Origin of the sequence: Escherichia sp. MOD1-EC7011 (genome assembly GCF_002965005.1) — a bacterium.
Lineage (GTDB): Bacteria > Pseudomonadota > Gammaproteobacteria > Enterobacterales > Enterobacteriaceae > Escherichia > Escherichia ruysiae.
Genome location: NZ_PTRD01000027.1, coordinates 60,514 through 85,810, shown reverse-complemented (window position 1 = coordinate 85,810; position 25,297 = coordinate 60,514). Strand labels below are relative to the sequence as shown.

The window sequence follows — 25,297 nt, the reverse complement described above, 5'->3', positions numbered from 1 at the left end:
AATTGTCCATGGGCAACATCAGAGAAAGTAAGAAATTTTCACACGACAAAAGAACTATGTGAAAATAATTTTTATATGGATAATTATGGACTTAGCGTAATTTGTATGACTTTTTAAAATTGTGCAATAAAAGCCATATGTACAACTTTTCTATCAATTCTAAACTCCACAACCACGCCGTGTTAACATTTTAAAATTCCAGATTACATTTTGTTACACGTTTAACACTTGATTTAAGATTTGTAATGGCTAGATTGAAATCAGATGTAATCCATTAGTTTTATATTTTACCCATTTAGGGTTGATTTATTACTACACACAGCAGTGCAACATCTGTCAGTACTTCTGGTGCCTCTATTTTATAAAGGCAGCTGTCAGGTGTGCGATTAATAAAAAAAGCGGGGTTTCATCATGTTTAATGAAGTCCATAGTATTCATGGTCATACATTACTGTTGATCACTAAACCTTCTTTGCAGGCGACCGCGTTATTGCAGCATTTAAAACAATCGCTGGCAATCACAGGAAAACTGCATAATATTCAACGTTCTCTGGACGATATATCTTCTGGCTGCATTATTCTGTTGGATATGATGGAAGCAGATAAAAAGCTCATTCATTACTGGCAGGATACATTAAGCAGAAAACACAACAACATTAAAACGCTGTTGTTAAATACTCCAGATGATTACCCGTACCGCGACATTGAAAACTGGCCGCATATCAATGGTGTTTTTTACGCCATGGAGGATCAAGAACGCGTAGTCAATGGGTTGCAAGGCGTCTTACGTGGTGAATGCTACTTTACGCAAAAGCTTGCCAGTTACTTGATTACACATTCCGGTAACTATCGTTATAACAGCACGGAATCTGCCCTCCTTACTCATAGGGAAAAAGAGATCCTTAATAAGCTGCGTATCGGCGCCTCCAATAACGAGATTGCTCGTTCGCTGTTCATCAGCGAAAACACGGTAAAAACGCATCTTTATAATCTTTTCAAAAAGATAGCAGTTAAAAACCGAACACAAGCGGTCTCATGGGCAAACGATAACCTCAGGCGATAAAGCCATGAAACGTTATTTATGCTGGATTGTAGCAGTAGAACTTCTCTTCGCTGCGGGAAATGTTCACGCCGTTGAAGTAGAAGTACCGGGATTGTTAACTGACCATACTGTTTCCTCTATTGGCCATGATTTTTACCGTGCCTTTAGTGATAAATGGGAAAGTGACTACACCGGTAACTTAACAATTAATGAAAGACCCAGTGCACGATGGGGAAGCTGGATCACAATAACGGTGAATCAGGACGTTATTTTCCAGACATTTTTATTCCCATTGAAAAGAGACTTCGAGAAAACTGTTGTCTTTGCACTGATTCAAACTGAAGAAGCACTAAATCGTCGCCAGATAAATCAGGCGTTATTGAGTACGGGCGATTTGGCGCATGATGAATTTTAAATAAAAAATTGTTCGGAGGCTGCAATGCGTGTCAAACATGCAGTAGTTCTACTCATGCTTATTTCACCATTAAGTTGGGCAGGAAATATGACTTTCCAGTTCCGCAATCCAAACTTTGGTGGTAACCCGAATAACGGCGCTTTTTTATTAAATAGTGCCCAGGCGCAGAACTCGTATAAAGATCCGAGCTATGACGATGACTTTGGTATTGAAACGCCATCAGCGTTAGATAACTTTACTCAGGCCATTCAGTCCCAAATTTTAGGTGGACTGTTGTCGAATATTAACACGGGTCAGCCAGGGAGAATGGTGACCAATGAATATATTGTTGATATTGCCAACCGCGATGGTCAATTGCAGTTGAATGTGACGGATCGCAAGACAGGACAAACCTCGACCATCCAGGTTTCGGGTTTACAAAATAACTCAACCGATTTTTAAGCCCCAGCTTCATAAGGAAAATAATCATGCAGCGCTTATTTGTTTTGGTTGCCGTCATGTTGCTGAGCGGATGCTTAACCGCCCCACCTAAAGAAGCCGCCAGACCGACATTAATGCCTCGTGCCCAGAGCTACAAAGATTTGACCCACCTGCCAGCGCCAACGGGTAAGATCTTTGTTTCGGTATACAACATTCAGGACGAAACCGGGCAATTTAAACCCTACCCGGCGAGTAACTTCTCCACTGCTGTTCCGCAAAGCGCCACTGCGATGCTGGTCACGGCATTGAAAGATTCTCGCTGGTTTATACCGCTGGAACGTCAGGGCTTACAAAACCTGCTCAACGAACGCAAGATTATTCGTGCGGCACAGGAAAACGGCACTGTCGCGGTAAACAACCGAATCCCGCTTCAATCGTTGACCGCAGCCAATATCATGGTTGAAGGCTCTATTATTGGTTATGAAAGCAACGTCAAATCGGGCGGTGTTGGGGCGAGATATTTTGGTATTGGTGCAGATACGCAATACCAACTTGATCAGATTGCCGTGAACCTGCGCGTCGTCAATGTAAGTACCGGTGAGATCCTCTCTTCGGTGAACACCAGTAAGACGATCCTTTCCTATGAAGTCCAGGCGGGTGTCTTCCGCTTTATTGACTACCAGCGGTTACTGGAAGGGGAAGTGGGTTATACCTCTAACGAACCGGTTATGCTCTGTCTAATGTCCGCCATCGAAACAGGCGTTATCTTCCTGATTAACGACGGCATCGACCGTGGCTTGTGGGATTTACAGAATAAATCAGAGCGGCAGAATGACATTCTGGTGAAATACCGTCACTTATCAGTACCACCGGAATCCTGATACATAAAAAAGCCGGAGTTTATTCCGGCCCTTTACGATTCAATCTAAAGCGTGAGTGCTCCTCACGCTTTATTTTTGACTTGTTGCTCACGGTGAGCGGACTTAGCACTGCGCGCCGCCAGCCAAAGACCGCTGTTTTTCATTGCGTAACCAAACACCAGCCCAAGCGCCAGCGAAGGTAGCACCAGCTTCCAGTTCCCTTGCCCGGCAAACGTCGCACATGCGCCAATAAACGTCCCCGGAACAAACGACAACAATACCTGTTTCGCCTGAATACACATCAGAAAAGCGACAATACCGGTTATGACATAACCGAGAATTTCCAGATGTGGTGCCAGAGCACTGCCGTAAATAATAACCATCGCCCACACCACGCCGCTAAGCAGTGTTGCAGCGGAAATAGCCAGCCCTTTTAGCCCACCTTGCGGACAGGCAAAGTAGGCCGTACAGCCCAGGAAACCTGCCCAGCTAAGTAAGCCAAGGGAAACAGCCACCCAGCCCCAGATACCGGAGAGAATGCCTGTTGTGATTGCAATAGAGAGAAGTATGTTCATGCCGCGCATGATAGCAGAAAACGCGACTATGAATGAGATCGAGCACACATTTTATGCAACAGCTATATATAGATTGCAGTAATGAGTGATTCCGATCACATTTATTCCTCTGATTCTTCCTCAAGTTCATCCCACATTGCGCTGATTGCATCGCGGGTTAGCGGTGCCATGGTGCGCCAGAACGGTGTAGTCGCATGAGCCTCAACTTTACCGAGAAATGCGCCGCACCAGGGCAACAGATACTCGCTAAACAGTGTTTCCAGAGCTTCGCTTTCATCCTCTGTTGACTGATCTTCCAGCCAGGAAGCGGCCAGCAGCAAAGTACCGATGTGATCGGCTGGCGTATCCGCTAACGGCATCCCGCGTTCGGAAAGGAAAGTACGGACTTCTGTTTCTGTAGCGCCCTCAACCCAGGTGCTGCGATAAGGTGAAACTGCGCATTCATCACCGACGAATAATGCATTGTAATCGGCAGAAACTTGCGCCATATCACAGCTTTTCTGCAAACGCGCCAGCAATTCATCCTGTTCCAGCGGCCAGTTCGCCGCCAGTTTCCCTTCACGAATTAAGGTAAACAGCGGAACCAGTAAAGGATCCTGCGGTTGACGGTAATAGAGCGAACCCAGCACACGACACAGGATAGAAAACTCGTTCATTAATTTATTTCCGTTAATAGCAATTAAAGATCAGCAAATTCCGCAATCGGCGCCATGCCGCGAGATTCAAGGAAATTCAGCAAACGGCGTGGCGAAACATTCAATATTCTCTCTTCCGGAAAATCCACTGCGTCGAGGATCTTACGGCATTCTTCAAAATCGCCCATGGTAAAAGCGGTATGAGAATCCGATCCTAACGCGACCCAACCTCCGGCATCGCGCACCGCAGCGGCAACCGCACGGCAGTTATCTTCACTGCCCTTACGCGAATGTAAGAATGAGGAGTTATTGATTTCCAGCGCCACCTGATACTTAGCAGCAGCTTCAGCAACAGCTTTAAAATCAATTGGATATCGTGGATTTCCGGGATGGCTAACCACGTGCACATGCCCACTCGCCATCGCGGCAATCATGGCCTGAGTATTCGTAGCTTCATCATGCGGCGCAAAAACCGGTTCATGAAAACCAGCAATGATCAGATCCAGCGAGTCAAACATTTTGCCGCTGCAATCAATTTCACCATCAATATTTTTGATATTGGCTTCGATGCCACGCAGGATCCCCACCCCATCGACGACTCGCGGCCAGATACGCATATTAATGAAGTGCCAGTGATGCGGTGCATCTTCCATATCAGGGCCATGATCGGTGATCGCAAAAAGTTTAATGCCTTTCTGTTTGGCCTGGGCAATGTAATCACTTAATGTGCTATATGCATGTGTACTGGCAACGGTATGCATATGAAGGTCGACGGGATACATAACTCTCTCCTGTATTCAATTCCCGCCAAGGATAGCAGGAATCCGTATGGTTTATTAGTAGCCTCGTACACGGTCGACTTGTCCGCTGACCGTCTTCCCTTTTTCGAGTTGTGTAATGGCGCGAGCAATGTACTCCACCGCTTCAACGGGTCGGGTAATGGCTGCAACATGTGGTGTTATTGTCACGCGTGGATGTTGCCAGAGCGGACTTTCAGGCGGTAAAGGTTCACGATTAAAAACATCCAGCATCGCCGCTTTAACTTTACCGCTATCCAGCGCCGCAAGCAGGTCATCTTCTACCACATGAACGCCACGCGCCAGGTTGAGGAGATATGCGCCATCCGGTAATTTTTCTAATAATTGTTGATTAATAATGCCGACGGTTTCAGGCGTATTCGGTAACAGATTAATTAATACACGACATTGACTCAAAAATTTGCCCAACTCTTCAGTTCCGGCAAAACTTTGTACACCGGGCCAGCTTTTATGGCTACGGCTCCAGCAACGCAGCGGAAAACGCCAGGTCTGCAAGCTCTGTGCGACTTTACTGCCTAATACGCCAGCCCCCAGGATGCCGATAGTAAAATCTTCCCGTTGATACTCAGGCAGAGGTTGCCAAAACGAAGCATTTTGCTGCGCTCGATAATCGTCAAAACGTCTGAACCAATGGAGCACCTGACTGACAGCATATTCCTGCATTTGCTCGCCCATACCGGTATCTTCCAGACGAAAAAGCGGAATAGACGGTTTCAGCATTTCAGGGTACGTCTGTAATTTACTCAAAATCGAATCAACACCGGCACCCAATGCGAACACGGCCTTAAGGTCACGACCTGCCAACATTTCAACAGGCGGATGCCAGACCAAAGCATAATCCGCAGGATGATTATCACCGGTTTTCCATGCTCTGACTCTGGCCTGAGGAATAGCTTTACCCAGCGCATCAATCCACCAGGCGGTATCGAACACAGGATGATAAAAAATGATATCCATACTGACTCCCGAAAGCGGTTGTGCGGAATTTACCCGCACTTATCATTATGATCTACAAAGCACCTCAGCATAACAAATCCACTACCGGTGGCAAAAAAAGCAAACTCTGCTTACTAAAAGCGCAGATTGATTGAAGTTTGAATAAACGCGCTATTTTTTAAAAAAGTTTGTTGACCTCAGGCCGTGATTTCCCTAAATTAGCGCCCGTTCCAGCAAGACAGGAACGACAATTTGGTGAGGTGTCCGAGTGGCTGAAGGAGCACGCCTGGAAAGTGTGTATACGGCAACGTATCGGGGGTTCGAATCCCCCCCTCACCGCCATCTTTTAAGAAGAGCCCGTACGTAAGTACGGGCTTTTTTTTCGCATATTGCACGCACCGGGGGGATGAGAAGCCCCGACAGGGGTTCGACAACTGGCGACAGTCCGCGAACGCAGTGAGTGGACTGCACCTTACTCAGTTGGGTGTCCAACTTTTGGGGTGCACTCCACGCCAGGGCTTTGTACCATTAAAACTCTCAACTATAGGCATGTAGCGTACGTTGGCAAAGTGCCGAACGTACGCAATCCTCTTTACCGAATCGGACAATCCCGACCATTTCATCTTCTTCGAAACGTTCCAGCGCGTCACTTAAGCCGGAGCGCACACCGCGAGGTAAATCGCACTGTGTAATATCTCCGTTAACAATAACCGTCACGTTCTCCCCCAGACGGGTTAAAAACATTTTCATTTGTGCGGCAGTCACATTCTGCGCCTCATCAAGAATGACGACCGCATTTTCAAATGTACGTCCACGCATATAGGCGAACGGCGCGATTTCGACCTTCCCTATCTCCGGCCGCAGGCAGTATTGCATAAAGGAAGCGCCCAACCGCCGAACCAGCACGTCGTAGACCGGACGAAAATAAGGAGCAAACTTTTCTGCAATATCTCCAGGTAAGAAGCCAAGATCTTCATCGGCTTGCAGAACAGGACGGGTGACGATAATCCTGTCGACATCCTTATGTATCAGGGCTTCTGCCGCTTTTGCCGCACTGATCCAGGTTTTACCACACCCGGCTTCGCCCGTGGCGAATATCAGTTGCTTACTCTCAATAGCCTTCAGATAGTGCAATTGCGCTTCATTTCGCGCGAGGATTGGCGAGGTATCGCGACTGTCGCGAGCCATGCCAATGGCTTCTACGCCGCTCATCTGCACAAGCGAGGTGACCGATTCTTCTTCACGCTGTTTATGGCTGCGCGAATCCCGTCTCAGCACACGTTTTGCCTCGCGACGAGCTTTGATCACTGCTTTTTGTCTTCCCATGGAGAGCACCTTGAGTTGTTTGTATTCATCACACGCGCCGTTGGCAGCGCGATTATGCGCACGAACATCAGAGGGTTGGCTTCCTTGTAAGCCATAGTTTGCTTTTGGAAATAACACCGAAAACGGCTACGCGCACCGTTAAAGGCGTCGGTAACACGAATAAAGAAAGGAAGTGGGTAAAAATACAGAGTGACGAGATGACTACCGGAGGAGAAATCTCCGCGAGTGGTGGAGCGTTGCTTAACAAAACATTGTCCAGTACAGGACGTTACCATCCGCGATCTCCATAGTGACTGACTATCACTGCCGGGAACTACCGCTGTTACTTAATAAGTACAACAGTTTTCGCATTTGTTGCAACAATATATTTACTTATATTTAACCACAAAGCACCATTTAGATGGCATTAGCTTCTACTGGAAAGATGACAGAGTGATGACAGTGATGGTAAAAGCTGTGTACTTTCAGCAGGATTCGCGTTTGCTGGTAAAATGAGCCTTGTGCTTGCCGGATGCGGCGTGAACGCCTTATTCTGCCTACCGATCCGGCACCGATTGTAGGCCTGATAAGATGCGCAAGCATCGCATCAGGCACCAGCGCACGAATGCCGGATGCGGCGTAAACGCCTTATCCTGCCTACCGATCCGGCACCGATTGTAGGCCTGATAAGATGCGCAAGCATCGCATCAGGCATCAGCGCACGAACGTCGGATGCGGCGTAAACGCCTATCCGCCTAAAAACATTAAACCCGCAATAATGCGCTTCCGAGATAATCGTTCGTGTCCTTCACCCCTGGCAATGCAAAGAAATAACCGCCACCGATAGGTTTGACGTATTCCTCCAGCGCCTCGCCATTCAGTCTTTTTTGTACTGTCAGAAAGCACTTTTCCAGATCGTGTTGGTAGCAAACGAACAGTAGCCCCATATCCAGTTGCCCGGAGTTGGTGACGCCCAGTGAATAACTGTAGCCACGGCGCAACATCAGGCTGGACTCACTCTCTGGCGTGCGCAGATTCGCCAGCCGGATATGGCTGTCCAGCGCAATCACCTTACCTTCAGGATCGCTGGCGTAATCGGGCACATCATGCTCGTGCTGCATTCCCAGCGGAGCACCGGTTTGCTTATCACGACCAAAAATCGTCTGCTGTTCTTTCAGTGGCGTTCTGTCCCAAAACTCCACCCGAAACTGAATCAACCGCACCGCCTGGTAGCTGCCGCCGATGGTCCAGGCAGGTTCCTGCTGATCTGCCGTGACCCACACCACTTTTTGCATCAACTTCGCATTATGGCTGTCGGGATTAGCAGTGCCGTCTTTGAAGCCCAGCAAATTAATTGGCGTATCTTTGCCTTTACTTCGCGCCGCATGATCGGAAATAAACCCTTCCCGCTTCCAGCGCACGCTGAGCAAATCCGGCGTGTGTTTAATGATATCGCGCAGCGCATGGATCACCGTATCCTGGGTGTTGGCGCAAATCTGTAGCAACACATCACCATGACATAACGCTGCATCAAGCGAGTCGTTGGGGAAACGCGTCATCTTCTGCAACTTTTTCGGCATCTGCGGCGCAAGGCCAAACCGTTCATCAAACAACGAGTAACCAACAGACAACGTGATGGTGAGATTATCGGGCGCAATGTAGCCGCCGAGAATGCCGGAATCGAGTGGCGGCAGGCGCGGATTTGGCGTTTCTGGTGCCGCTCCGCCCTGAGTCAGAAAAGCAAAACGCTGAGTCAACAAGCGAAACAACCGTTCAAGATCGGGTTTATCGCTGGCAAGCACATCAAACGCCACCAGCATCATTGCGGCCTGTTGTGGCGTCAGGATCCCTGCCTGATGCTCACCATAAAACGGCTGTTTCTCATTGCGTGCATCCGGTGAAAGCGTGCCCGGTGCACTTTGCGCTTTTTGTGCATGAGCGACCGGACAACTTCCCGCCAGTGCCAGCGCACCAATCCCTTTCAGTAAACGTCGGCGCGAGGGTTCATTCACGCCGTTTTCATTTTCATACTGCATAATGCTTAGTCCAGCCCCAGCACACCACGAAGTTGCGCCAGATCTTCCGCCAGCGCGGTAATCGGGCCTTTTAGCGCGTTACGGTCGGCATCGGTCAATTTGTCGTAGGTTTCAAAACCGTCTTTGGTACGGTATTTCGCCAGAATGGTATCGACCTTTTTGAAGTTGGCATCGACTTTTACCAGCAGTTCCGGGTTGGCTTTTTGCAGTTGTGGACGCAGCAGATCGACAATTTTCTGCGAGCCTTCAACGTTAGCCTGGAAATCCCACAGATCGGTGTGGCTGTAGCGATCTTCTTCACCGCTAATTTTGCTGGCTGCCACTTCCTCAATCAGTCCCGCTGCGCCGCCGACTACTTTTGAAGGTGGGAAAGCCAGTTCACTGATGCGTTTATGCAAATCAACCACATCGGTATAAAGCTGGTCAGCGTACTGATCCATTCCTTTGGTGGTGTTGTCGCCAAACAAGGCTTTTTCCAGACGGTGGAAACCGGTGAATTTTGGGTCGGCGGCTTTTTGCTCATAATCATCCTCACGGGCGTCAATGCTGCCATCCAGATCGGAGAACAGTTCAGCGATCGGTTCAATGCGCTCATAGTGCTGGCGCGTCGGTGCATACAGTGCTTTCGCTTTTTCGATATCGCCCGCTTTAATGGCGTCGGTAAAGGCTTTAGTGTCGGTCACCAGCTGCGTGGTTTCCGCCATGACATACGCCTTATATGCGGTAATTGCACCGCCGAGGCTTAACAGTGCATCACTTTGCGCCGCATCCGCTGTCGCCTCGCCTTTGACGATCAACTTCCCTTTCGGGTTAGTCAGCAGACCGCAGGTCATATCGTATTCACCAGGCTGTAAATTCGCCGTCATTTTCTGGCTAAAACCAGGGGCGATATTTTCCCGCTCTTCCACCACCATCACGCCTTTGAGGATCTCCCACTCCAGCGCCTTCTGACTGTGGTTCTGAATGATAAACTGCGTTTTCCCGGCGTTAACCGTAATAGTCATTGGTTCGCACTGCTTATCCGTCACGGTCACTTTGACTTGCGGAATATCGGCGGCGTTAGCCATAAAAGCAGAAGAGAACAGCGCAGCCACGCTTAATTGCAGTGCGCTACGACGGAAGTTAATGGTCATGACGAGACTATCCCTTTAAAGTATGTTGTAACTAAGCAAGAGTTTGCGTCGTATTTGTTACGCGGAGCGAGACGCTGTCGTTCCTGCACGTGGCGGCAGAGCAAACGCCACCAGCGCCGGGATGAGATAAATAAACCAGACGGCGACTTCGCTGACGCTCGGCGCTTCCTGATAACCAAAAATCCCTTCCATCAGCGTGCCAAACAGCGAGTGAGTTGACAGCACCGCGCTCATATCGAAGGCGATTTCCTGAAAGTGGTTCCACAATCCGGCTTCATGAAATGCGCGAATAGCACCAGCTGCCAGCCCTGCGGCGACGAAGAGAATAAACAGGCTGGTCCATTTGAAAAATGCGCCAAGATTGAGGCGAATACCGCCCCAGTAGAGCAGGAAACCAAGCACCACGGCAGTGGCGAGGCCAAGCATTGCGCCGAGCGGCGGCCAGATCCCGACATCTTGTTGAAATGCCGCCAGCAGGAAAAAGACCGACTCCAGCCCTTCCCTTGCAACGGCAAAAAAGACCATCATCACCAGCGCCCAGCCGTGATGATTCCCGCGCTGCAATGCGCTATCGACCGCCTGCTCCAGTTGCACTTTGACGTTGCGCGACACTTTGCGCATCCAGAAAACCATCCAGGTGAGGATCACCACGGCGATCACCGCCACGATACCTTCGAACAGTTCCTGTTCTTTTTGCGGAAATTCGCCGGTAGTTTCATTAATGAAGATACCCAACCCCAGGCACAACGCAGCGGCAAGCAACACACCAACCCACATCACACCAATCCATCGGCCTCGCTGGGTACGCTTAAGATAGCTGGCAATCAAACTGACAATCAGCGCGGCTTCAAGTCCTTCGCGCAACATAATGAGAAACGGAACAAACATGCCACCCACCCTTAAACGTTTTTCTGAGTCAATCTATGCAAAGAAAAGTAAATCGCAGTGATAGCGATTATCATTACGGCGAAGAAAAACACAAGCGGAATGTAGTGATAATGATGAGGAAATGTAAAATTTTTTTGCGAGAAAACACAGAGGGCAATCACTGATTGCCCTCTGTCTGCTTCCCATTATGACGTGAGGTTTTCGGTAAAACGCCTTCCCTTAACCTTCCTGCAACCGTGACGGCGGCGCCGAATGATAATGCGCATCTGCTTCGGCAAAGCGTTTTTGCATCGCCGCTGACGGCGCTTTACCCAGCAAACTGAACACCACAATCCCGATACTGCCGAAGATAAAGCCCGGAATAATTTCGTACAGCCCCAGCCAGCCGAACTGCTTCCAGACGATAACCGTCAGCGCACCGATGATCATCCCCGCCAGCGCACCGTTGCGCGTCATGCGTGACCACATCACCGAGAACAGCACCACTGGACCAAACGCCGCGCCAAAGCCTGCCCACGCGTAGCTCACCAGCCCCAGCACGCGGTTTTCCGGGTTTGCCGCCAGCGCAATGGCCACCAGCGCCACCACCAGCACCATCACACGCCCTACCCACACCAGTTCTTTCTGGCTGGCATGTTTACGCAGAAACGCTTTGTACAGATCTTCGGTAATCGCACTGGAACATACCAGCAACTGGCAGCTTAAGGTTGACATCACCGCCGCCAGAATCGCCGACAGCAGGATCCCGGCAATCCACGGGTTAAACAGAATTTGCGCCAGTTCGATAAACACGCGTTCAGCGTTCTGGTTTACCGCACCTGCTACCGCCGGATGATCATTAAAGTAAGCAATCCCAAAGAAGCCGACAGCCACCGCCCCAGCGAGGCAGAGGATCATCCAGGTCATACTGATACGACGCGCATGGACGATGCTGTGGTGAGAATCCGCCGCCATAAAACGCGCCAGAATATGCGGCTGCCCGAAGTAACCCAGCCCCCAGCCCATCAGCGAGATAATGGCGACAAAATTCAGCCCTTTAAGCATATCAACGTTTTCAATGCTCTTTTGTTTGATCACTTCCAGCGAGTCGCCAAATCCACCGACGCTGATAATGACAATAACCGGCGTCAGGATCAGGGCAAAAATCATCAGACTGGCCTGTACGGTATCGGTCCAGCTCACCGCGAGGAACCCACCAATAAAGGTATAAAGAATGGTCGCCGCTGCACCTGCCCACAGAGCCGTTTCGTAGCTCATGCCAAAGGTGCTTTCAAACAGACGCGCGCCTGCCACAATGCCCGAAGCGCAATAAATGGTGAAGAACAGCAAAATAACCAGGGCGGAGATAATACGCAAAATACGGCTTTTATCTTCAAAGCGCCCGGTGAAATAATCCGGCAAGGTTAAGGCGTTATTGTTGTATTCGGTATGCACACGCAACCGCCCGGCCACCAGCTTCCAGTTAATCCATGCGCCTAATGTCAGGCCAATAGCGATCCAGCTTTCGGAAATCCCGGAAAGAAACACCGCGCCCGGCAACCCCATTAACAGCCAGCCGCTCATATCCGACGCACCCGCCGATAACGCCGTCACAAACGGCCCAAGGCTGCGACCGCCCAGAATATAGTCGTCAAAGTTTTTAGTCGATCGCCAGGCGATAAACCCAATCAATATCATGCCAAAGATATAGACACAAAATGTCACCAACATCGGTGTGCTAATAGCCATCTAAAGTCTCCAAAAAATTATTATCGGCAATGTCGAAACTTGCCGTTATATCTGCCACCGGAACGGGGTAACAGAGTTTATGTTTACCAGGGCGACCGTATCCTGCCGGAAGCGTTGGTTATTCACAATCGATTTAACACATCATTTACATTAAATTTTAGTGCCCAGCGATACTATTTTTCATCAGGTTGCACTCCCTCACATTTTTTGCGGTTGCACCTGTCAAAAATGTTAACTGCCGCAGAGAAAAAGTCTGCGTTATTTTTTTATTCCCTGTCATATCGATTTCTTTTATTAACATTTAATTCATTTTTAAGCTTGCTACGTAAGTCACATTTAACATGATTGCACAAAGTTGCAACATAATAGATATTTCACAATAACGTTAAGTTGCACCTTTCAGAACAACAGGAGTAATGGCATGGGAACCACCACCATGGGGGTTAAGCTGGACGACGCGACGCGTGAGCGTATTAAGTCTGCCGCGACACGTATCGATCGCACGCCACACTGGTTAATTAAGCAGGCGATTTTTTCTTATCTTGAACAACTGGAGAACAGCGATACCCTGCCGGAGCTGCCTGCGCTGCTTTCTGGCGCTGCCAATGAGAGCGATGAAGCACCGACTCCGGCAGAGGAACCACACCAGCCATTCCTCGACTTTGCCGAGCAAATTTTGCCGCAGTCAGTTTCCCGTGCTGCCATCACCGCTGCCTATCGCCGCCCGGAAACCGAAGCGGTTTCTATGCTGCTGGAACAAGCTCGTCTGCCACAGCCGGTTGCGGAACAGGCGCACAAACTGGCATATCAACTGGCAGATAAACTGCGTAATCAAAAAAACGCCAGTGGTCGCGCAGGCATGGTTCAGGGATTATTGCAGGAGTTTTCACTGTCATCGCAGGAAGGCGTGGCGCTGATGTGTCTGGCAGAAGCGTTATTGCGTATTCCCGACAAAGCCACCCGTGACGCGTTAATTCGCGACAAAATCAGCAACGGTAACTGGCAGTCACATATTGGTCGTAGCCCGTCTTTGTTTGTAAATGCCGCCACCTGGGGGCTGCTGTTTACCGGCAAACTGGTTTCTACCCATAACGAAGCCAGCCTCTCCCGTTCGCTGAACCGCATTATCGGTAAGAGCGGTGAACCGCTGATCCGCAAAGGTGTGGATATGGCGATGCGCCTGATGGGCGAGCAGTTCGTCACTGGCGAAACCATCGCGGAAGCGTTAGCCAATGCCCGCAAGCTGGAAGAGAAAGGTTTCCGTTACTCTTACGATATGCTGGGCGAAGCTGCGCTGACCGCCGCAGATGCACAGGCGTATATGGTTTCCTATCAGCAGGCGATTCACGCCATTGGTAAAGCGTCTAACGGTCGTGGCATCTATGAAGGGCCGGGCATTTCAATCAAACTGTCGGCGCTGCATCCGCGTTATAGCCGCGCCCAGTATGACCGGGTAATGGAAGAGCTTTACCCACGTCTGAAATCACTCACCCTGCTGGCGCGTCAGTACGATATTGGTATTAACATTGATGCCGAAGAGGCCGATCGCCTGGAGATCTCCCTCGATCTGTTGGATAAACTCTGTTTCGAGCCGGAACTAGCAGGCTGGAACGGCATCGGTTTTGTTATTCAGGCTTATCAAAAACGCTGCCCGTTGGTGATCGATTACCTGATTGATCTCGCCACCCGCAGCCGTCGCCGTCTGATGATTCGCCTGGTGAAAGGCGCGTACTGGGACAGTGAAATCAAGCGTGCGCAAATGGACGGCCTTGAAGGTTATCCAGTTTATACCCGTAAGGTGTATACCGACGTTTCTTATCTCGCCTGTGCGAAAAAGCTGCTGGCGGTGCCGAATTTAATTTATCCGCAGTTCGCGACGCACAACGCCCATACGCTGGCGGCAATTTATCAACTGGCGGGTCAAAACTACTACCCGGGTCAGTACGAGTTCCAGTGCCTGCATGGTATGGGCGAGCCACTGTATGAGCGGGTCACCGGGAAAATCGCCGACGGTAAACTTAATCGTCCGTGTCGTATTTATGCCCCTGTCGGCACACATGAAACGCTGCTGGCGTATCTGGTGCGTCGCCTGCTGGAAAATGGTGCCAACACCTCGTTTGTTAACCGTATTGCCGACACCTCTTTGCCACTGGATGAACTGGTTGCCGATCCGGTCGCGGCTGTAGAAAAAATTGCGCAACAGGAAGGGCAAACAGGCTTACCGCATCCGAAAATTCCCCTGCCGCGCGATCTTTACGGTCAGGGGCGCGATAACTCGGCAGGATTAGATCTTGCCAATGAACATCGTCTGGCATCGCTCTCCTCTGCCCTGCTCAACAGCGCACTGCAAAAATGGCAGGCCCAGCCAATGCTGGAACAGCCGGTTTCGACAGGTGAAATGTCGCCCGTTATTAACCCGGCAGAACCAAAAGATATCGTTGGCTATGTGCGTGAAGCCACGCCGCGTGAAGTGGAACAGGCACTGGAAAATGCTGTCAATAACGCGCCAATCTGGTTTGCCACTCCTCCGGCTGAACGCGCGGCGATTTTGCATCGCGCTGCCGTGCTGATGGAAAGCCAGATGCAGCAACTGATTGGTATTCTGGTGCGTGAAGCCGGAAAAACCTTCAGTAACGCCATCGCCGAAGTGCGTGAAGCCGTCGATTTTCTCCACTATTACGCGGGACAGGTGCGGGATGATTTCGCTAACGAAACCCACCGTCCATTAGGGCCTGTGGTGTGTATCAGCCCGTGGAACTTCCCGCTGGCAATTTTCACCGGGCAGATCGCCGCCGCACTGGCGGCAGGTAACAGCGTACTGGCAAAACCGGCAGAACAAACGCCGCTGATTGCCGCGCAAGGGATCTCCATTTTGCTGGAAGCGGGTGTACCGCCAGGCGTAGTGCAGTTGCTGCCAGGTCAGGGTGAAACCGTAGGTGCGCAACTGACGGGGGATGATCGCGTGCGCGGGGTGATGTTTACCGGTTCAACCGAAGTCGCCACGTTACTGCAACGCAATATCGCCAGCCGCCTGGACGCTCAGGGTCGCCCCATTCCGCTCATTGCTGAAACCGGCGGCATGAACGCGATGATTGTCGATTCTTCAGCACTGACCGAACAGGTCGTCGTGGATGTACTGGCTTCGGCGTTCGACAGTGCAGGTCAGCGTTGTTCGGCGCTGCGTGTACTGTGCCTGCAAGATGAGATTGCCGACCACACGCTGAAAATGCTGCGCGGCGCAATGGCTGAGTGCCGAATGGGTAATCCGGGTCGCCTGACCACCGATATCGGGCCGGTAATTGATCGCGAAGCGAAAACCAATATTGAGCGTCATATTCAGACCATGCGCAGCAAAGGCCGTCCGGTGTTCCAGGCGGTGCGGGAAAACAGCGAAGATGCCCGTGAATGGCAAAGCGGCACTTTTGTTGCTCCGACGCTGATCGAACTGGATGACTTTGCCGAATTGCAAAAAGAGGTCTTTGGTCCGGTGCTGCATGTGGTGCGCTACAACCGTAATCAATTGCCGGAGCTGATCGAGCAGATTAACGCTTCCGGTTATGGTCTGACGCTTGGCGTTCATACACGTATTGATGAAACCATTGCCCAGGTCACTGGCTCGGCCCATGTTGGTAACCTGTATGTTAACCGTAATATGGTGGGCGCAGTGGTGGGTGTGCAGCCGTTCGGCGGCGAAGGGTTGTCCGGTACCGGGCCGAAAGCAGGCGGTCCGCTCTATCTCTACCGTCTGCTGGCGAATCGCCCGGAAAGTGCGCTGGCAGTGACGCTCGCGCGTCAGGATGCAGAGTATCCGGTCGATGCGCAGTTGAAAGCCGCATTGACTCAGCCACTGAATGCACTGCGGGAATGGGCGGCAAACCGGGCAGAATTGCAGGCGTTATGTACGCAATATGGCGAGCTGGCGCAGGCAGGAACACAACGATTGCTGCCGGGGCCGACGGGTGAACGCAACACCTGGACGCTGCTGCCGCGTGAGCGCGTATTGTGTATCGCGGATGATGAACAGGATGCGCTGACTCAGCTCGCCGCCGTGCTGGCGGTGGGCAGCCAGGTACTGTGGCCGGATGACGCGCTGCATCGTCAGTTAGTGAAGGCATTGCCATCGGCAGTCAGCGAACGTATTCAACTGGCGAAAGCGGAAAATATTACCGCTCAACCGTTTGATGCGGTGATCTTCCACGGTGATTCGGATCAGCTTCGTGCACTGTGTGAAGCGGTTGCCGCGCGGGATGGCGCAATTGTTTCGGTGCAGGGTTTTGCCCGTGGCGAAAGCAATATCCTGCTGGAACGGCTGTATATCGAACGTTCGCTGAGTGTAAATACCGCTGCCGCTGGCGGTAACGCCAGTTTAATGACGATCGGTTAAACAGATAGCCGGAGGATGTTGCAACTTCCTCCGGCATCATTAACGTGGTCGAATCCCCTCAATAATAATCCGCTGCACGTTTTCAACCGTTTGATTGAAAAATACCTCATCGCGCAACGTCGCGCCTGTCACCGCCTCCACCTGAGGGGCGAAATCGGCGTAATGTTGAGTGGAAGCCCAAATTATAAAAATCAGATGCTGCGGATCAATCGGCGCGAGTTTGCCGCTTTTGACCCAACCGGCAATCAGCGCCGATTTCTCATCAATTAATGCTTTCAAATCGCCCGTCAGCTCATCCATTAATAGCGGCGCGCCTGCCAGCATCTCCATACAGAACAGGCGCGAAGCCTGCGGATAATCGCGTGAGACTTCCAGCTTCAGACGGATGTACTCTTTGATTGCCGCCAACGGGGCGAAATCTTCACGAAACGCTTTTAACGGTGCCAGCCAGATATCGAGAATCTGCCGCAGCACGGCAATATACAGCGCCTCTTTTGACGGAAAGTAATACAGCAGATTGGTTTTTGAAACACCCGCCAACTCTGCGATCTGCTCCAGCCTTGTGCCGTGAAAACCGAATTGTGAAAAAGTGTCCAGTGCCGCACCAAGAATCGCTTTTTTCTTCGCACTCACTGCGCGCGAACGTTTACCCGTTGTTTTCACTGCGCCTTGCGTCATGCGCTCACCCCTCTTGTAGACTGGCAACAGGATAGCAAAATCAGCACGATGCCTCGACCATCAACATTCACGGCACGAATGAATAATGGTGGAATGAGCGAGAAAGGTATTAACGTAAGGATATTAAGGAGAGTACCAGAACGAAAAACCGCCGGAATTACCGGCGGCAGTGGCGTATTGACGCGCGTCAGACAAAACGCATTCGTCATAGAGTAGCCCGGCTAGTTGTTGCTTTTGCCGTGACTGCTTTTGCCCCCTTTTTTTCCTGCTTCAGATGCGCGCTGCGGGTCATTTTTGAAATTCCCCCCGCTGTGCTGTCCACCTTTTTTACCTGCTTCTGATGCTCTTTCGCGGTCTTCTGCAAAATTGCCGGAACCGCCTCGATGGTTTGCCATTACTGACCTCCGTCATCATAGTGCCCAGGATTAACGCGGCGTATGGCGGGTGCCATATTTTCGCTACGTGGGACTAAGCTTAGTGAACTGACGCGGGTAAGCCTGCGTTTGGTAATATCCTGCAACAGCTTCTTAGCGAGAATAGATATCATTTCCGGTAATCAGCCATAAGCCGCTCTTATGATTAAAAAAACACTATGGGATAAAAATGTATCATTTTGCGACAAAATTACATGCTTGTGAAAATTGTTATAAATCAAATAAGTGGTTGTGAAATTTGCACTCTGAATAGGACGTCTTATCTTTAAATGAGTGGTAGCGAATCGCTACGGAATAGAGATAACACGAGGAGTGGTTAGAAATGGCTAAAGTTCTGGTGCTTTATTATTCCATGTACGGACATATCGAAACGATGGCGCGTGCAGTCGCCGAAGGCGCAAGCAAAGTCGATGGCGCAGAAGTTGTCGTTAAGCGTGTACCGGAGACCATGCAGCCGCAATTATTCGAAAAAGCAGGCGGTAAAACGCAAACTGCGCCCGTTGCAACCCCGCAAGAACTGGCCGATTACGACGCGATTATTTTTGGTACACCAACCCGCTTTGGCAATATGTCAGGCCAGATGCGTACTTTCCTGGATCAGACTGGCGGCCTGTGGGCTTCCGGCGCTCTGTACGGCAAACTGGCGAGCGTCTTTAGTTCGACCGGCACCGGCGGCGGTCAGGAACAGACTATCACTTCAACCTGGACGACCCTTGCACATCACGGCATGGTGATTGTCCCCATTGGCTACGCAGCACAGGAATTATTTGACGTCTCGCAGGTTCGCGGCGGAACGCCTTATGGCGCGACCACCATTGCAGGCGGTGACGGTTCGCGCCAGCCCAGTCAGGAAGAGTTGTCTATCGCACGTTACCAGGGGGAATATGTTGCTGGTCTGGCAGTCAAACTTAATGGCTAATCTTCAACAGGAGGATACGCATGCCAACTCAAGAAGCGAAAGCTCATCACGTGGGTGAATGGGCATCTCTGCGCAATACGTCGCCGGAAATAGCCGAGGCCATTTTTGAAGTCGCCGGGTACGACGAGAAAATGGCGGAAAAAATTTGGGAAGAAGGTAGCGATGAAGTGTTAGTCAAAGCCTTTGCCAAAACCGATAAAGATTCGCTTTTTTGGGGCGAACAGACCATCGAACGTAAAAACGTTTAACCAGTGACTCCCCCGTTTCTCGCGGGGGAGTTTTCTGTTATTTCACTGCTTCATTCAACACGCTATCAAACTTATCCATTGGACAGAAACCATCAGCGTCTATCGGGCAACCGCTTAATTCCAGCGTCACCCGCTGAGCCGGAGCCTGTAACGTTAACGCGTCGGCATTACGCAACTGTTCCGAACTTTGATAAACATATTCAATTTTCATCAAATCACGATTGGCTTTGCTGTCATGCCAACGCTGGAAAACGATTTTGCCGCCAATTGGCGTGCGTTCGTTCTGGTCATGCAACTGATAGGGTTTAAAGTCCAGCGCGGTGAGCAGCGAGGCAATATTAGAGTCATGCCCTACCAACACAGTGATTTTCGGTGCGCTGGCACGATCGGTGACCAGGGCTTTGTCGATATAACTGACCAGCGGTTTCGCAACATTGCGCGCTACTTCCGGTGAGGTAAACAAGCTGTCCTGGTAGCCGTTTTTCAGCTTCGACAACACCTTCCACTGTTGGTCAGATTTAATTTCCCCCCACGCCACCTGATCCATCGGGAAACCTTCGTAGTATTGCAAAGTAAACGCATCCACCAGCGAGTTGCCTACTTTCAATGGCCCGGAAACGCCCGGCTCTTGTTGATACTTCGCACTGAAGGTATTTTTGCCATCCACCAGCGAACATTGCTGCTTCTCTTTACAGGCTGGAGAGTCTTTATAGTTAACGATTTTTTCCAGTAGCTGATAGCTGTCAGTCAGTTGTAGTTTGCTGAACTCTTTCTCCATTGCCGCCACCGCCTGCTCACTGAATGCGACGGAATCATCGGTGATGACCGGGTTAAAGGTTGGATCCATAGTGCCCATTTTTTCCTGGTGATGAACAGGAATATCACATCCAGGGAATGCGCCAGTAATAAAGAATTGTGCGGTAGCGACGGTACGTTGCAGGCTGTTTGCGTAGGCATAAACGGTGTCCGGTGGCGGGCATTCACCCGACTTTACCATCCCCTGCTCTGCCAGCCACTCACGCATGTAATGCCCCATATACACTTCCAGCACGCCACCTTTAGTGGTGAGCTGCCCGCCGGGAACATCCCATTCTGGCCATTTATTCGGCGTCGACTGCTCAAGCACACTGCCATTATTAGCCAGCGGTGCGCGTAAGTTATGGCGACTCATCATAAGCACTTGCTGTAGCTGATAGCCCTCCGGTACAGCCTGTGCCTGAGTATTTGAAGAAAGCAAAGCCATCCCTGCCACGGCTGCGGCGATTAGCGTTTTTTTCATTCCTCACACCTCTTTTGTTATCAATGATTAAAGAGTGTGACAGAAATATGACTTATTTCCGGGAACCGGTTCGCAAATTAGCAGATAACGAGGCGGGAAACTTGCAGGGCACCAGGCGATGACTGACAGTAGCTGCGCTATCGCCTGGTTTGTATCGTTAAACTAATATCTGAAACAGCACGGCAAAAAGAATGATATTGGCAATGACAATGGTCCAACCGTTATAAAGCATATATTTCAGATGGGTTGATTGTGCCAGCCCCATTTGACCAAACATATCCGATGAAGGGAAAGGCCCAAACCAGTCCACTTGCGATGAGGCCAACAATACCGCCGTTGTCCCCTGTGGCGGCACTCCCGCAGCCATCAACATCGGACCAAATATTTTGTGCGTAAAGGTCATCTGAGCAACAGCGGCGCCTGGCACATGACCGATAATGTTAAAGGCAAAAATACAGAAGCAAAGCCATGCCGGTGATATCCCGGTTAACAGAGGTTGTGTGTATTCGAGCAACCCCTGATACGCCTGCAGGCTATCCATAAGTTCCAGAATCGGGTTATACAGCCAGTAGAGCAGAAACATCCACACCAGTCTGCCACACCCCTTATACAGCGCCTGCAGTATCCCGGCAGGGCTTAATCCTCCCACCAGTCCGGTGATCAAAGCCACCAGTAACATCACGATAATGGCAAAACTAAAACCTGCTTTTATCACTACACCGATAACCGCCATAACAATAATGGTTGCGGCAAATGCCAGCGCGCTGAGCTTGCGACGGCGAACACGGGCGGGCTGCTCTTCTTCCTGAGTTTTCTCAGAGAGATCCACTTCGTAATGTAATTTTCCTTCCGTCATCTTCTGAATTCGCCCGGCCATGATCCAGCCAGCGAATAACGTCACGGCGCTCATTGGTAGCCCAACGTACATCAGGTATTGCGGATAAGTCAGGCCGCCGAGTTGTAAAATCGTCACGGTACTGGGAGTAAATGGCCCGGTAAACAATCCCACTGAACCCGCCGTCATCATCAGTGCAGCCACCGTGGGAGGCGTCAGCCGTACTGCCGCCGCCACAGGAATAATCACCGCGACAATAATGGCATTGCCGCCTGCCATAGTGCCCAGCGCGCCACAGATGAGAATGGAAGAGACAACGATGCCAAATTTGACCCGCGTCTGGCTGGAAAGCCCGATACGATGTACCACAAATTTGACCAGTTCAACGGCGGCTCCGGTACGTGTTGCCACTTCCCCGACACCGGCGCCAAGCATAATGATCAGACCAACTGTGGCGATAAACGATCCCGTCGATTTTGCCAGCATGGTGCCCATTTCAGGTAAGCCGGTGGAAGTCATTATCATCGCAATAATAATCGATGAAATAACCGCCAGAACAATATCGACGCCTATCAACGAGAGCACCGCTAACGCTACCAGCGGTGTAAAACCAAGCAGTCCGAGTTCATTACCTGGACGCCCCTGACACCAGAACGCTGTCAGTAAAAAAACAACCAACAGTAAACCAATAATGACATTCTTTTTGGTGATATTTTGTCTGGTTAGCGAACCACCAGCGAGCATTGAGTCACTCATATAACTCCTTAACCCCATCGAATCGACCATCAATATCAGCCGATGTATTTGGACAGCTCAGAAAATATCCCCCCTCGTTATTATTGTTAGCAAAATGCACTGAGGGTTTGTCCGGGTACTACAGGTATTATTCTGAGTTCGTAATTAACCCCTTTAGGTGGGCAAATAACGCATTGTTACCAGAACAGGCGTTACAGATTAAATTTATGTTAACTTGGTGTTACCATGAAATGACTTTTTATCTATTGTCTATAACTCTGGGTTAACTCTTAATGAAACTGCGCCACCTGGAAATCTTCTATGCCGTAATGACATGCGGGACACTTTCCCGGGCAGCGGAATCGCTGAATATTTCCCAGCCGGCCGCCAGTAAAGCGTTAAAAAACGCTGAACAAAAACTCGGGTTTCAGCTCTTTCAGCGAGTGCGTGGCAAGCTTCTTCCAACCAGCGAAGCGATCACACTTTTTGAAAAAGCGCAGTCGATTTATCACGAACTCGATAACCTGCGACTTCTGGCCGATAACCTGACGCGAGATCCGCGAGCCAGAATAGCTCTGGGATGTCTGCCAAGCCTGGGATTAAGTCTGGTGCCGGAAATAGTCACTGCGTTTTACCAGCAGAATGCGAATCTGGTAATGACACTGACGACAGAGCACACCGAAACGTTGGTTAAAAAGCTTGATCTCCGCGAGATTGATCTGGCTCTGACGCTACAGCCGATTCAACAGGGGGAGATTATGACGACGCTGATAGCCGAAGTTCCGCTGGTTTATATCGACCGGGACTATCGACAGGGCGCGGTAGAAATAGACAAGATTGACCAACAACGCTGGATTTCTCCCGGCCCCTATTCCCTTTCTGATGCAATAGCTAAACGACGTGATTTTTTGACGACACGCCTGAATGTCCAGACCTATTACATGGCGACTGAATTTGTAAAACGAGGAATGGGATGCAGTATTACCGATATTTTCTCTGCCCGTCATAACCTCCCGGCAGAGACGATTCACCCCATCGCCCCCCCAATGAAAATTGACCTTTGTTTGCTACGCCGTGCCGATGTTTCGCTTAGCCCTATTACACAAAAATTTGTCGATTTCCTCTGTCAGCAATTACGTCAGCAACTGCGAGCCATTAACCTTGAGTTATACCCTGAAAATAAAAAGTCAATTGCTCCTCAGGCCTAAATGTTTTGACATATCCCCAACGCACTTATTAGCGGTGGATATCTCAGGTGATGAAAAAACGCATTGTAGTTATTGGCGGCGGGGTAATTGGTCTGGCGACAGCATGGGTGCTGGTAAAACAGGGCCATCAGGTGCAATTGTTAGAACGCAACAGTCAGGCAGGCGTCGCCACCAGTTTCGCTAATGGCGGGCAACTCAGCTATCGCTACGTTGCCCCTCTGGCGGATAAAGGCGTACCGATGCAGGGGCTTAAATGGATGGGGAAAAGTGACTCCCCTCTGAATATGCGTTTGCGCCTGTCATTTAGCCAGTGGCGCTGGTTGCTGGCGTTTTTAATGTCCTGTAATAGCCGGACAAATAAACTCAATGGCGACCATATTTTACGCTTATCACTGTTAAGTCGTCAGGTCATGGAAGCATGGTTGCAGGAAGATAATCTTGATGATTTTCACTGGCGCCGTTCTGGCAAACTGATTATTCATCGCCGTCAGCAAGATTTAGCCAAAGCGGCAAAAGGCATTGATCCGCAATTTCAACAGGCTTTATCACGCGAAGAGTGTGTTCATCTTGAACCTGCACTAAAACATATTGGTCATTCCCTGTGCGGTGGTATTTACTCCCCCGGCGATGAAACGGCGGATTGCTATAAGTTCTGTCAGGCATTACTTGCCAAACTTAATGCCAGCGCGAATTTTTCGCTACAAACCGATTGTGAAGTTTTGCAGTTGAATAAAAAAGGTGAGCGCATTGTCTCTATTACCACCCGCACTGGAACGCTGGTTGCGGATGATTATGTCGTTGCCGCCGGTAATGGCAGCACGCATTTGCTTGCCGGAACCGGGACTCACGTACCGCTCTGCGGTTTGAAAGGTTACAGTCTGACGCTCCCCTTCCCACAAAAAATGGGGATCGCACCACAAATCAGTGTCACCGACTATGGTCATAAAATTGTCTATGCCCGACTCGGTGACCGGTTGCGCATCGCCGCCATGGTCGATATTGGCTATGACGGTAATGAACTGCGCTCTGAACGCATTGGCGCTTTAAAACAGATCGTAGCGGCCAGCTTTCCGCAACTGCAAGGTATCGATGAGGCCGAATTATGGACAGGTATGCGTCCATCCACCCCTGCGGGTCCGCCACTATTAGGACGGGCGAAGTATCAAAATCTATGGATGAATCTTGGTCATGGCAGTCTGGGCTTTACGCTGGCGGCGGGTAGTGCCGTGGTGTTAGGCGCTCTGCTGTCGGGCGAAGCCCCTGCAATTTCACTTGATGGACTGACATGGAGCCAATCAGCTTGAATATCAAACGTAATAACCCACAACCGCGTCTTGCCGCCAGCGTGGAATATGGCAATCTTGTTTTTCTCTCCGGTCAGACACCGAAGAGCAATACCCCGTCCATCGCACAACAAACGCGCGAAGTGCTGGAGAAAATCGACGAATTACTTGCGGCAGCTGACAGTGATAAATTTCATCTCTTGTCCGCTCAGATATGGTTAAAAGATATCAGCCGCGATTTTGCCGATTTCAACGACGTATGGGTTAGCTGGATACCAGAAGGATATAGCCCGGCACGTGCTACCGTACAAGCTGAGATGGCCCGCCCGGAGATTCTGGTTGAAGTGATGGTAACTGCGGTAAAAGCGGGATAAGCCCCCATTTTCTGCCCCCTGGCAAGGTCGTCATGGGGCATCCCTGAAGGTTAAACGTCCCCTCTTTTACCTGCCAACATTCAGGCTGAAAATATCATTTTTAGTTATGTTGTTGTCTCTGGCCTACGAT

Annotated in this window: 23 protein-coding genes and 1 tRNA gene; 11 read left to right on the top strand and 13 right to left on the bottom strand. The window is 50.3% G+C overall.

Annotated features, from left to right (window positions below; translation table 11 throughout):
• Nucleotides 1–411 precede the first annotated feature (411 nt).
• The 4 genes from csgD to csgG are packed head-to-tail and all read left to right on the top strand — an operon-like array spanning nt 412 to nt 2,757.
• Nucleotides 412–1,062, top strand: a complete 651-nt coding sequence (gene csgD, locus A7098_RS14590) for a biofilm master transcriptional regulator CsgD (RefSeq protein ID WP_000481491.1) — start codon at nt 412–414, stop codon at nt 1,060–1,062.
• Between the two features lie 4 nt (nt 1,063–1,066).
• On the top strand, nt 1,067–1,456 hold the full coding sequence (csgE, locus tag A7098_RS14585) for a curli production assembly/transport protein CsgE (protein WP_000833234.1): 390 nt from the start codon (nt 1,067–1,069) through the stop codon (nt 1,454–1,456).
• A 24-nt stretch (nt 1,457–1,480) separates the two neighbouring features.
• Nucleotides 1,481–1,897, top strand: coding sequence for a curli production assembly/transport protein CsgF (csgF, locus tag A7098_RS14580; protein WP_001264078.1), 417 nt, complete (start codon nt 1,481–1,483; stop codon nt 1,895–1,897).
• Between the two features lie 26 nt (nt 1,898–1,923).
• Nucleotides 1,924–2,757: a curli production assembly/transport protein CsgG gene (gene csgG / locus A7098_RS14575; protein WP_001189336.1), complete on the top strand. Its 834-nt coding sequence runs from the start codon at nt 1,924–1,926 to the stop codon at nt 2,755–2,757.
• Nucleotides 2,758–2,819: 62 nt separating this feature from the next.
• On the opposite strand, the gene A7098_RS14570 is transcribed toward csgG, so the two are convergent.
• The 4 genes from A7098_RS14570 to ghrA form a co-directional block, all read right to left on the bottom strand.
• The gene (locus A7098_RS14570) at nt 2,820–3,311 is read right to left on the bottom strand and encodes a DUF1097 domain-containing protein (protein WP_032147879.1); all 492 of its coding nucleotides are present in this window, start codon (nt 3,309–3,311) and stop codon (nt 2,820–2,822) included.
• A 101-nt stretch (nt 3,312–3,412) separates the two neighbouring features.
• The gene (gene ycdY, locus A7098_RS14565; protein ID WP_001001898.1) at nt 3,413–3,967 is read right to left on the bottom strand and encodes a molecular chaperone YcdY; all 555 of its coding nucleotides are present in this window, start codon (nt 3,965–3,967) and stop codon (nt 3,413–3,415) included.
• A gap of 23 nt (nt 3,968–3,990) precedes the next feature.
• Nucleotides 3,991–4,728 (bottom strand): phosphatase, encoded by a 738-nt coding sequence (locus A7098_RS14560; RefSeq protein ID WP_000283652.1) that lies wholly within the window; start codon nt 4,726–4,728, stop codon nt 3,991–3,993.
• 54 nt (nt 4,729–4,782) lie between these two features.
• On the bottom strand, nt 4,783–5,721 hold the full coding sequence (ghrA, locus tag A7098_RS14555) for a glyoxylate/hydroxypyruvate reductase GhrA (protein WP_000351340.1): 939 nt from the start codon (nt 5,719–5,721) through the stop codon (nt 4,783–4,785).
• 233 nt (nt 5,722–5,954) lie between these two features.
• Between ghrA and A7098_RS14550 the strand changes: the two genes are divergently transcribed.
• Nucleotides 5,955–6,042 (top strand) — tRNA-Ser (locus tag A7098_RS14550).
• A gap of 195 nt (nt 6,043–6,237) precedes the next feature.
• Here A7098_RS14550 and phoH read toward each other — a convergent pair.
• The 5 genes from phoH to putP form a co-directional block, all read right to left on the bottom strand.
• On the bottom strand, nt 6,238–7,026 hold the full coding sequence (phoH, locus tag A7098_RS14545) for a phosphate starvation-inducible protein PhoH (protein ID WP_000533536.1): 789 nt from the start codon (nt 7,024–7,026) through the stop codon (nt 6,238–6,240).
• Between the two features lie 743 nt (nt 7,027–7,769).
• Nucleotides 7,770–9,041, bottom strand: a complete 1,272-nt coding sequence (gene efeB / locus A7098_RS14535) for an iron uptake transporter deferrochelatase/peroxidase subunit (protein WP_105280998.1) — start codon at nt 9,039–9,041, stop codon at nt 7,770–7,772.
• Between the two features lie 5 nt (nt 9,042–9,046).
• Nucleotides 9,047–10,174, bottom strand: a complete 1,128-nt coding sequence (gene efeO / locus A7098_RS14530) for an iron uptake system protein EfeO (protein ID WP_105280997.1) — start codon at nt 10,172–10,174, stop codon at nt 9,047–9,049.
• Between the two features lie 57 nt (nt 10,175–10,231).
• The gene (gene efeU / locus A7098_RS14525; RefSeq protein WP_085460612.1) at nt 10,232–11,062 is read right to left on the bottom strand and encodes an iron uptake transporter permease EfeU; all 831 of its coding nucleotides are present in this window, start codon (nt 11,060–11,062) and stop codon (nt 10,232–10,234) included.
• Between the two features lie 219 nt (nt 11,063–11,281).
• Complete coding sequence (putP, locus tag A7098_RS14520) at nt 11,282–12,790, bottom strand: sodium/proline symporter PutP (RefSeq protein WP_001018481.1); 1,509 nt, start codon at nt 12,788–12,790, stop codon at nt 11,282–11,284.
• A 421-nt stretch (nt 12,791–13,211) separates the two neighbouring features.
• Between putP and putA the strand changes: the two genes are divergently transcribed.
• The gene (putA, locus tag A7098_RS14510) at nt 13,212–17,174 is read left to right on the top strand and encodes a trifunctional transcriptional regulator/proline dehydrogenase/L-glutamate gamma-semialdehyde dehydrogenase (protein ID WP_105280996.1); all 3,963 of its coding nucleotides are present in this window, start codon (nt 13,212–13,214) and stop codon (nt 17,172–17,174) included.
• 39 nt (nt 17,175–17,213) lie between these two features.
• On the opposite strand, the gene rutR is transcribed toward putA, so the two are convergent.
• Nucleotides 17,214–17,852 (bottom strand): HTH-type transcriptional regulator RutR, encoded by a 639-nt coding sequence (rutR, locus tag A7098_RS14505; protein ID WP_105280995.1) that lies wholly within the window; start codon nt 17,850–17,852, stop codon nt 17,214–17,216.
• Between the two features lie 221 nt (nt 17,853–18,073).
• Nucleotides 18,074–18,247, bottom strand: coding sequence for a general stress protein (locus tag A7098_RS14500; protein ID WP_001273661.1), 174 nt, complete (start codon nt 18,245–18,247; stop codon nt 18,074–18,076).
• A gap of 361 nt (nt 18,248–18,608) precedes the next feature.
• Here A7098_RS14500 and wrbA point away from each other — a divergent pair, with 361 nt between their 5' ends.
• The gene (wrbA, locus tag A7098_RS14490) at nt 18,609–19,205 is read left to right on the top strand and encodes an NAD(P)H:quinone oxidoreductase (protein WP_001151442.1); all 597 of its coding nucleotides are present in this window, start codon (nt 18,609–18,611) and stop codon (nt 19,203–19,205) included.
• A gap of 20 nt (nt 19,206–19,225) precedes the next feature.
• On the top strand, nt 19,226–19,453 hold the full coding sequence (locus A7098_RS14485; protein WP_001143120.1) for a YccJ family protein: 228 nt from the start codon (nt 19,226–19,228) through the stop codon (nt 19,451–19,453).
• 37 nt (nt 19,454–19,490) lie between these two features.
• Here the strand turns inward: A7098_RS14485 and agp are convergent, their stop codons facing one another.
• Nucleotides 19,491–20,732: a bifunctional glucose-1-phosphatase/inositol phosphatase gene (gene agp / locus A7098_RS14480; protein ID WP_105280994.1), complete on the bottom strand. Its 1,242-nt coding sequence runs from the start codon at nt 20,730–20,732 to the stop codon at nt 19,491–19,493.
• A gap of 157 nt (nt 20,733–20,889) precedes the next feature.
• Complete coding sequence (locus A7098_RS14475; RefSeq protein WP_001285185.1) at nt 20,890–22,323, bottom strand: hypothetical protein; 1,434 nt, start codon at nt 22,321–22,323, stop codon at nt 20,890–20,892.
• Between the two features lie 272 nt (nt 22,324–22,595).
• Between A7098_RS14475 and A7098_RS14470 the strand changes: the two genes are divergently transcribed.
• From A7098_RS14470 to A7098_RS14460, 3 genes are read left to right on the top strand one after another with little or no spacing between them, the layout of a single operon-like run.
• Entirely contained in the window at nt 22,596–23,510 is a 915-nt protein-coding gene (locus A7098_RS14470) for a LysR family transcriptional regulator (protein ID WP_000776565.1), read from the top strand.
• A 50-nt stretch (nt 23,511–23,560) separates the two neighbouring features.
• On the top strand, nt 23,561–24,814 hold the full coding sequence (locus A7098_RS14465; protein ID WP_105280993.1) for a D-amino acid dehydrogenase: 1,254 nt from the start codon (nt 23,561–23,563) through the stop codon (nt 24,812–24,814).
• Nucleotides 24,811–25,167, top strand: a complete 357-nt coding sequence (locus A7098_RS14460) for a RidA family protein (protein WP_024165060.1) — start codon at nt 24,811–24,813, stop codon at nt 25,165–25,167. The genes A7098_RS14465 and A7098_RS14460 overlap by 4 nt, the downstream gene beginning before the upstream one ends.
• Nucleotides 25,168–25,297 lie beyond the last annotated feature (130 nt).

Bases quoted from the DNA above. Each gene is read 5' to 3' on its own strand.
- csgD (WP_000481491.1), top strand. From the start codon at position 412: ATGTTTAATGAAGTCCATAGTATTCATGGTCATACATTACTGTTGATC.
- csgE (WP_000833234.1), top strand. From the start codon at position 1,067: ATGAAACGTTATTTATGCTGGATTGTAGCAGTAGAACTTCTCTTCGCT.
- csgF (WP_001264078.1), top strand. From the start codon at position 1,481: ATGCGTGTCAAACATGCAGTAGTTCTACTCATGCTTATTTCACCATTA.
- csgG (WP_001189336.1), top strand. From the start codon at position 1,924: ATGCAGCGCTTATTTGTTTTGGTTGCCGTCATGTTGCTGAGCGGATGC.
- A7098_RS14570 (WP_032147879.1), bottom strand. From the start codon at position 3,311: ATGAACATACTTCTCTCTATTGCAATCACAACAGGCATTCTCTCCGGT.
- ycdY (WP_001001898.1), bottom strand. From the start codon at position 3,967: ATGAACGAGTTTTCTATCCTGTGTCGTGTGCTGGGTTCGCTCTATTAC.
- A7098_RS14560 (WP_000283652.1), bottom strand. From the start codon at position 4,728: ATGTATCCCGTCGACCTTCATATGCATACCGTTGCCAGTACACATGCA.
- ghrA (WP_000351340.1), bottom strand. From the start codon at position 5,721: ATGGATATCATTTTTTATCATCCTGTGTTCGATACCGCCTGGTGGATT.
- phoH (WP_000533536.1), bottom strand. From the start codon at position 7,026: ATGGGAAGACAAAAAGCAGTGATCAAAGCTCGTCGCGAGGCAAAACGT.
- efeB (WP_105280998.1), bottom strand. From the start codon at position 9,041: ATGCAGTATGAAAATGAAAACGGCGTGAATGAACCCTCGCGCCGACGT.
- efeO (WP_105280997.1), bottom strand. From the start codon at position 10,174: ATGACCATTAACTTCCGTCGTAGCGCACTGCAATTAAGCGTGGCTGCG.
- efeU (WP_085460612.1), bottom strand. From the start codon at position 11,062: ATGTTTGTTCCGTTTCTCATTATGTTGCGCGAAGGACTTGAAGCCGCG.
- putP (WP_001018481.1), bottom strand. From the start codon at position 12,790: ATGGCTATTAGCACACCGATGTTGGTGACATTTTGTGTCTATATCTTT.
- putA (WP_105280996.1), top strand. From the start codon at position 13,212: ATGGGAACCACCACCATGGGGGTTAAGCTGGACGACGCGACGCGTGAG.
- rutR (WP_105280995.1), bottom strand. From the start codon at position 17,852: ATGACGCAAGGCGCAGTGAAAACAACGGGTAAACGTTCGCGCGCAGTG.
- A7098_RS14500 (WP_001273661.1), bottom strand. From the start codon at position 18,247: ATGGCAAACCATCGAGGCGGTTCCGGCAATTTTGCAGAAGACCGCGAA.
- wrbA (WP_001151442.1), top strand. From the start codon at position 18,609: ATGGCTAAAGTTCTGGTGCTTTATTATTCCATGTACGGACATATCGAA.
- A7098_RS14485 (WP_001143120.1), top strand. From the start codon at position 19,226: ATGCCAACTCAAGAAGCGAAAGCTCATCACGTGGGTGAATGGGCATCT.
- agp (WP_105280994.1), bottom strand. From the start codon at position 20,732: ATGAAAAAAACGCTAATCGCCGCAGCCGTGGCAGGGATGGCTTTGCTT.
- A7098_RS14475 (WP_001285185.1), bottom strand. From the start codon at position 22,323: ATGAGTGACTCAATGCTCGCTGGTGGTTCGCTAACCAGACAAAATATC.
- A7098_RS14470 (WP_000776565.1), top strand. From the start codon at position 22,596: ATGAAACTGCGCCACCTGGAAATCTTCTATGCCGTAATGACATGCGGG.
- A7098_RS14465 (WP_105280993.1), top strand. From the start codon at position 23,561: ATGAAAAAACGCATTGTAGTTATTGGCGGCGGGGTAATTGGTCTGGCG.